Genomic DNA, 7375 nt, shown 5'->3' with positions numbered 1-7375 from the left:
GCCCCAGGCCAGCGCGTCGTCGCGCCGGACCGCCACCCACGTCTGCAGCCGCCCGGCGGCCGCCGACCGCTCGGCATCGGTGGCGGCGGGCAGCAAGGCAGCCTGAGCCTGTGCAAGCATCAGCGCGCGCGAGTCGCCCGCCCCGGGCAGGCGCCGCAGCGCATCGAGCGCGGCGGTGGCACCGGCCGCATCGCCGCGCGCGATGAGGTTCTGCAAAGCCAGCAGATCCAGCACCCGGGCGGCCGCCGGATCGTCGGCAACCAGCGGCCGCGCCTGAGCCAACGCCGTCTCGGCGCGGCCGAAGTCGCGGCGCAGGATCGAGGCCAGCGCGCCGCTGTACAGCGCGCCCAGCTTGTCGGCCGGCGTGGCCGCGTCGCTCACGGCGCGCGCGCTGCCGAACTCCTGCACGCGTTGCAGCGCCGCTTCGCGCGTGTCCATCAGCACGCGCGCACGTGCCTGCATGAGCGCATACATCAGCGGGCGCGGCACCGGCGCGCCCGCTTCCACGCCAAGCCGCGAGCGCGCCTCGCCGATGCGTTCGCTGCCGAGCGGGTGAGTGCGCAGGTACGGAAAGTTCTGGCTGTCGTTGAGCCGCGAAGCCTGCGCGAGTTTCTCGAACATGGACGCCATGCCGCCCGGCGCATAGCCAGCGCCGGTGAGCACGTTGAAGCCGACGCGGTCGGCCTCGCGCTCCATGTCGCGCGAGAAGTTGAGCTGCCCTTGCGCCGACACCGCTTGCCCGCCGGTGATCAACGCGTTGGCCGCCTCCGGGCTGCGGCTGGCCGCCAGCACCCCCAATATGAGGCCGGCCAGGCCGACCAGCGTGGCCTGCTTGCCGGCGCCGAAGCTGCGCGCGATGTGCCGCTGCGTCACATGAGAAAGCTCGTGGGCCAGCACCGACGCCAGCTCGGCGGGTGCGACCGTCATCGCGATCAGGCCCAGGTGCACGCCCACATAACCGCCCGGGAGCGCGAACGCGTTGACGGTGCGATCACGCACCAGGAACAGCTCCCACGCGAAACGCTCCTTCAGCTCCGCCGGCAGGTTGCCGCGCGCAGCCGAGGCATCGATCAGTTCGGCCCACATCTCCTGCAGATAGTCGAGCAGCACCGGATCGTCGAGGTAATCGGGATCGCGCCGGATGTCACGCATGATGCGGTCGCCCAGGCGCCGTTCGGCGGACACCGACACGTCGGCCGAGACGCTGTCGCCGAGCGAAGGCAGGGCGTTGCGGTTGTCGCCCGGCACCTGCGCGTGTGCGGCCGGCACGAACACCGGGCCGGGGCCGGCGCTGGTGAGCAGCAAGGCCAGCGCCAGGCCGAGCGGCCCGGAGCGTTTGCTGTGCCGAAGGCTAGAAGCCATCGAAGGGCGCATGGCCGACGATCCGGCCGCTCTGTGCATCGACCAGCGCCACCCAGTCGGTGCGGCGCGCCAGGAGCGGCAGGTACTTCAGCTGTTCGGCGCTGCGGCCGGTGGCGGCCACGTACTCCTGCAGTTCGGCGGCGCGCGCCGGGTAGCGCGCCGCGAGCGCGGCGAGCGGCCTTGCACCCGCGCGCATCTCCGCAGCCGTGCTGCTGGCCGGCAGCCAGAACTCCGGGCGCATGCCGACGTCGATGCCCTGCAGCGCCATGTCGATCGCCTCGAGCTGCTCGCCGCCGCTGGCACGGCGCGTGGCCAGCACATGCACGCCATGCCACGGCAGGTGCTGCCATTCGGGCGGCGCCTTGGACAGATCGGCCTCTTGCAAGGCGACCGCGGTGACCACGCGCAGGCGGTCGCCTTCAAGCGCCACCACGACCGGCCGCGCCTGAAACACCGTGTGCAGCCCGTAGCCGAGGGCGCCCAGCTGCAGCAGCACGACGATGGCGAGATCGCGACGCAACTCGCGCCCGGGCTTGCGGCGATCGAACACGGCAAAGGTGATCAGCGGGCCCAGCACCACATCGACCGCCACGACCAGGAAGAACAGCTCGCGCCCGCCCGAGATCTCACGGAACGGCGTGGGGTACCAGAGTCCGAAGACGAGCAAGGCGGCCAGTGCCGCGACCAGCGCGCTCAACGCAAGGTGAATGGCCGCGGCGCGCAAGCGCGAAGCCCATTGGAAGCCGTGTGCAGACGGCGATGAAGCGGCGGGTGGCAGGGTGTTTTCCATCAGGGCGGAGCAGCAACCGGATGCGGGCGGGGGCAAGGCCGGCGAGAAGCCGTGTGATCACCGGCATGGCGTTCGGTTCACGCGGCCCTGCGCCTTGGGCGCCTATGATGCCGCAGCAGTGTTTCGCCTTGTTGCCGACCCCTTGTTGTCACCCCATGAGCCCCCCTTCCGATCCCGCCGCCGCGCCAGCCGCGCTCACTCATTTCGACGCCCATGGTCAGGCCCACATGGTCGATGTGTCAGCCAAGGCCGCCACTCACCGCATCGCGGTTGCCGAAGGCTCGATCCGCATGCTGCCCGCGACCCTGGAATTGATCGCCCAGGGCAACGCCAAGAAGGGCGACGTGATCGGCATCGCTCGCATCGCGGCGATCCAGGCTGCCAAGCGCACGGCCGAACTCATCCCGCTGTGCCACCCGCTGCCGCTCACCCGCGTGGCAGCCGAGTTCGATATCGACGCGACTCAGCCGCGCATCGTGTGCCGAGTGACCGCCGAGACCTTGGGCCCGACGGGTGTGGAGATGGAGGCCTTGACGGCTGTGCAGATCGGCCTGCTGACCGTCTACGACATGTGCAAGGCGGTGGACCGGAGCATGGTGATCGACGGGGTGCGGCTGATCGAAAAGCACGGGGGCAAGTCGGGGTCGTTCAGGGCCGATGTTGCCGAATCATCGGGACGAGCGGGTTGAGCGTCGAGCCGGGAAACGAAACAAGGATGTATCGATCCGGTCTCGCCTGTCGCCATGCGTGACGGACACGCTCTGGATCATGGAAGACATCGTGCTGATGGCCGAGACCGCCTAAAGGTCCCCCTCTGCGGGCGCTTCGCGAGGGTACTGATGAAGGCCAGCCAGTGCGCCGAGGGCCCACGCAAAATCGTCCCGGGGGAAGTTGCCTACTGCCAAGGCCACCATAAGGTCTTCCAGGACAGGGTCGTTCTTAACGTGGATGCCTTGCTGCTCGAGGTATGCAAGGGCGCAAGTCAGTCCGGTACGCTTGTTGCCATCGTTGAAGACATGCCCCCGCGCGATGGCTTCAGCGTAAAGCGCTGCGATACCCAGCACGTCATCCAAGCCAGCATACTCGGCGTGAAACGCGACCCGTTGGAGAGCCGCTTGTACGGCCCCATAGCCGCCACCGGCAAAGCCCGGCAGACCGCCGAGCTCCTGGATGATTTCGTCATGCACTGTGATGACGAAATCCAGATCGAGCATCTGCCCCTACCGGTTCTTCAGCGCTATCAGGACGGCATGGTGCTCCCGGATCACCTGCTTGGCCACCCGCGAGACCTCTAGCTTTTTTTCAGCCGTATTGGCCGTGACGACCACCTTGGGCGCAATCTTCACTCGCGCTTGCGACGCGGAGCGCTTCTTCAACTGTTCAACAGTGAACATCTGCTGTGCCTCCATGCCGGTTGGTTGATCGGCAAAAACAGAATAGTGCATGTATCCGCCTGAAGCTGTCGGAGAGAACCCCGAAACCCATGCCAGTTCGCCGATTGTTCATGCGGCGCAGCATGCCGCGTTGTTGCAAACCGGCCGGCAGACTGAACCGCTGGGCAGCGAGACGGCTTTGCGGTCTTCGTCACCATCGACTTCAATCTGCCACTCCCGTGAAGTCGGCTCAATGTGAGGAACGCAGGGTTGGTCGGCGCTGCTTCACGCGCCTGTAACGCTCACTTTGCCACACTGACTGCTTTCAAGGCTCCAAATCACTCCAGCCAAGCGCGACGGGCGCCGTCTCGCACTGAAACGGCGGCGCAGGATTGCCCGACGTGCACTCCTTGAAGAAGACCTGCGCATCCGGACGTCGGAATTCGCGCAAACGCTGCGCAGCGTACAGCGCCTCGGCTTCGCGGCCGGCCTCGTGAAGCGCCTCGATGTAGGCGATAAGCAGGCGTGTATCGACCAGCATGTGCAGTGGCCGGCGGAACGCCGCGAACGATGGCTCCGCCGGCGGTGTGGTGGCCGCCGCGTAGTCCGCGTGGTGGCCGAACAGCCAGCTCTGCCGGCCCTTGGCGATGCGGGCTTCCAGCGTGCCGGCCCCCGCCGGCGGGGCGAAGATCACTTCGACGCGGCGGTGATCCCAGGCGGCCCAGGCGGCGCCCAGCAACATGAGCAGCCCGGCGCCGCGCAGCACCAGGGACGACGCGTTCGTATTGCGCCCCCTCGCTGTCGACGCATCAGCGCGCGGTGGCGCGGCACCCAGGAATGCGCCCAGCGTCCAGGCGGCCGGCAGCAAAAAGTAGGCGTACCACAGCGGGTACTCGAGCAGGCTGTGCAGCGCCAGCACCGCCAGCATGGCGAGTGCGGCACGGGCGATGGAAGGCGGCGGGGAAGGAACGTCGCTGATGATCGGCGACGAGCCACGCCGCGCCGCAGTGACGTCGTTGGTGATGATGGTGGTTGCGGGAGCGGCGGCGGCGGCAGCAACGTTCGAAGGCTCGGCACACGGTGGCGGCGTCCGCAAGGCAGCTCGTGCACGCCACAGCGCCCAACCCAGCAGACCCAGTACGGCCAGCGTCGCGGGCACGCCAATCTCCACGGCGAGCTGCAGCGGCAGGCTGTGCGTGTGGTCGAAGAAGGCGACCGGCCGGTCCGGGAAGGGCGTGAAGGTCCAGGCGAAGTTGAAGTTGCCCCAGCCCACGCCCGCCCACGGCTGCTGTGCGATCAGCGCGAGCGCGTTGCGCCAGATGGCGAAGCGCGAACTGCTGATGTCGCCGCTCGACTCCAGCCGCTCGCTCGCGTAAAAGCTCGCCTCCTGCAGCGACGCATAGCCGGCCAGCGCGGCCCAGCAGGCGAGGTAGAGCAGCGGCGTGGCGGCCAGCGTCCAGCGCAGCGCCCGCGGGTGGCTTCGGTCGAGCGCGGCCCAAGCCAGCAGCACCCCCAGCGCCAATGCACCGGTGCGCGAGGCGGACAGCGCAACAGCCAACACCATCGCCGCGATCGAAGCCGCCGCCCATGGCGCCCGCAGCCGCCCGATCTGCCACAGCCACGCCGTCATCACCATCGCGCACAGCAGCGCGGTGGCCAGGTGATTGGGCTGGCGCAGGTTGCCGACCGCGCGGCCCGGCGTCGAGTTCCTGGCAATGAGCCCGCCATCGGCCAGCGAGGGCGCAAAGTACTGCAGCAACGCCACGGCCGTGCATAGCACACCGGCCAGCCACCAGGCCCGGGCGATGGCCAGGGTGTCGGACGAGCCGCCACGCGCGCCGGACCACAGCACGGCAATGGCCGAGAGCAGCGCGAGGGCCGCGGCGCCCTGGCCGATGCCGGCCCTCAGCACGGCAAAGAACGCGCACACCGCCAAGGCCAGCGAAGCAGCCAGCATCGCCGGCCTGTGCGCCGCGAGCTTCGACGATGAGCCCCCGCCCCGCCAGAGCAGCCAGACACCCCAACCCGCGAAAGCGGCAAGCTGGTTGTAGAACACGGTGTCCGGCACGGCTGCGAAGGACAGGAGGAGCGGCAGTGCTACGGCGGCAAGCGCGCCGAGCAGGCGCGTCAGGTCAACAGGTGCGGGTAATTGCATTGGCGGGCAAGGAAAAATCGAAACGGCACGGCGTGCGCCATCGAATCATCGCTTGCTGTCACCCCATCCGCAGCGCCGCCTTCGACCGGGAGGCTTCAGTTGAACGACTCAACGCGCTCCCGGCACAGGTCGAACATCCTGGCAAGCACCCGTTCGCCCTCCTGCCCGATGCGAGGCAGCGCCGGCAGGGCAACGCTCCGCAAGCCGGTCCTCAGGCGATCGACCACCTCGTCCATCGCCGCATCGGCATCGGCAGCTCGCAAGCCGGCCGTGCTTGCCAAGGCACGGAAATCGGCCCGGCGCAGCCGTTCGTCCTTGCCGTTGAGCTTGAGAGCCATGCGGTCACGGGCCAGCCCCGGAAAGACGCAAGTGGTCACGGCGTCATAGAGCGGCGCCAGGCGCACGGAGATAAAGGTTCTATCGGCTCGCTGTGCGACCTTCAGCACCGCCATGTTCTTGAGGTGCATGTCGCCGTCGGCAATCAACCAGGCGAAGACAACGCGCTTCAGAAGAAGCAGAACGTCCTCGTCGGGTGCTGTGGACAAAGCACGCAGGCTGCGGGCGACCCGCTCGATCGTTCCGCTGTACTTGGCTTCGGGCGGCAGATCGAGCACGGAGCAAAGATCCTCCATGGCGAGCAGGCGATCGTCGTCCAGGCCCTCGCGGATATCGAAGCGCTCGACCAGCAGAGCGGGCGGCATACCGTCCGGCATCATGACCAACGCCGTCGCGGGCACCGCGAGTCCGGCTTGCCGCCCCAAAGCGAGCGCCGTCCATTCGATCAAGGGCAAGGCCTCGAAGCCGCCGGTGCCCGCGGGCTTGAGGATGTGGGTGAACGGCGTTCCACTGCTCGGCGTCAGTGCGCCGTGCGCAGCCAAGTGCATCGGCGCCTTGATCTGCACACCTGACAGCCGCGGCGTGTCGGCCCGCGCGACGATCTTCGCCAGATTGCGCTCGAAACTCTCTTCGATGTCGCTGCGGCCGGGGCCGCCGTAAACACCGGTGAAGATGCCGTGGGCCGCGTACTGCCCGAGCCTTGTCAGCAACACGTCTTGCGACAGCGCAACGAGCTCGCTGGGGTTCTCGACCATGGTGATGTTGGACAGGTACCGCTTGCCGGACCGCAGCATCGCCCGTTCGTCACGGTCGTTCAGAACGGCCTCGAGCCAGCCCTCGGGCAACAAGGAGACGATGAACGGCGGCAGTTTTCCGGGCGTCGTCGGCCGGATCAGCGCGGGCGCGACACCCTCGATCGGCAACCAGCGCCATTCGAACCCGTCGTGAAACAGATCGCCCATGGGCGCGCCGTGCCACGCAACGGTCAGCGTCAGCGCTGCTTCGTTTCGCGCCGCTGTGGCCGCGGGACGCCGCAGCAAGAACCGCTCTGCGCGCTCGCCTTCGCGATACCACTCGTTCTCGCGGGCAAGAGCCCACACCGCATCGCTCGCAGCCTGGGCGCTGCCGTATTCCTCGACAAGACGAGCGGCGATGGAGGCGCGCGCCGCAGCCTCGATCGAAGCCGCATGCTCACTGCGAAGACGAAAGGCTTCCAGGAAACGCTGCCGCATGGAGGACACGTCGATTCGGAACTCGCCCAAGCTGTCGGCGACGATGGCGGAGCCGAGCGATGGCCGTTCGGGCGCCTTGTTCTGGATGATCTCGAGCGAGCGAATGCGCGTGCGCTGAACCCGCGAC

Annotated in this window: 7 protein-coding genes; 1 reads left to right on the top strand and 6 read right to left on the bottom strand. The window is 68.2% G+C overall.

Annotated features, from left to right (window positions below; translation table 11 throughout):
- Nucleotides 1–1362, bottom strand: a 1362-nt coding sequence (locus H0W38_RS12350; RefSeq protein ID WP_292454411.1) for a M48 family metalloprotease, incomplete at its 3' end; no start/stop codon positions are given.
- A complete protein-coding gene (gene tfpZ / locus H0W38_RS12345; RefSeq protein WP_292454410.1) occupies nt 1352–2152 on the bottom strand; it encodes a TfpX/TfpZ family type IV pilin accessory protein in 801 nt (266 codons plus the stop codon). The genes H0W38_RS12350 and tfpZ, both read right to left, overlap by 11 nt.
- Nucleotides 2153–2307: 155 nt before the next feature.
- On the opposite strand from tfpZ, the gene moaC reads away from it, so the two are divergent.
- The gene (gene moaC, locus H0W38_RS12340; protein WP_292454408.1) at nt 2308–2841 is read left to right on the top strand and encodes a cyclic pyranopterin monophosphate synthase MoaC; all 534 of its coding nucleotides are present in this window, start codon (nt 2308–2310) and stop codon (nt 2839–2841) included.
- 111 nt (nt 2842–2952) lie between these two features.
- Here moaC and H0W38_RS12335 read toward each other — a convergent pair whose 3' ends face one another.
- The 4 genes from H0W38_RS12335 to H0W38_RS12320 all read right to left on the bottom strand — a co-directional run.
- Nucleotides 2953–3366 carry a type II toxin-antitoxin system death-on-curing family toxin gene (locus tag H0W38_RS12335; protein WP_292454407.1) on the bottom strand — a complete coding sequence of 138 codons (414 nt, stop codon included), beginning with the start codon at nt 3364–3366 and terminating at the stop codon, nt 2953–2955.
- A gap of 6 nt (nt 3367–3372) precedes the next feature.
- Nucleotides 3373–3597 carry a hypothetical protein gene (locus H0W38_RS12330; protein WP_292454405.1) on the bottom strand — a complete coding sequence of 75 codons (225 nt, stop codon included), beginning with the start codon at nt 3595–3597 and terminating at the stop codon, nt 3373–3375.
- Nucleotides 3598–3850: 253 nt separating this feature from the next.
- Complete coding sequence (locus H0W38_RS12325; RefSeq protein ID WP_292454404.1) at nt 3851–5680, bottom strand: O-antigen ligase family protein; 1830 nt, start codon at nt 5678–5680, stop codon at nt 3851–3853.
- A 95-nt stretch (nt 5681–5775) separates the two neighbouring features.
- On the bottom strand, nt 5776–7375 hold a 1600-nt coding region (locus H0W38_RS12320), incomplete at its 5' end, for a type II toxin-antitoxin system HipA family toxin (protein ID WP_292454402.1).

Source organism: Methylibium sp., from assembly GCF_013817365.1.
Classification (GTDB): domain Bacteria; phylum Pseudomonadota; class Gammaproteobacteria; order Burkholderiales; family Burkholderiaceae_C; genus Methylibium.
The sequence above is the reverse complement of the archived record's forward strand: the minus strand, read 5'-3'. Positions and strand labels throughout refer to the sequence as shown.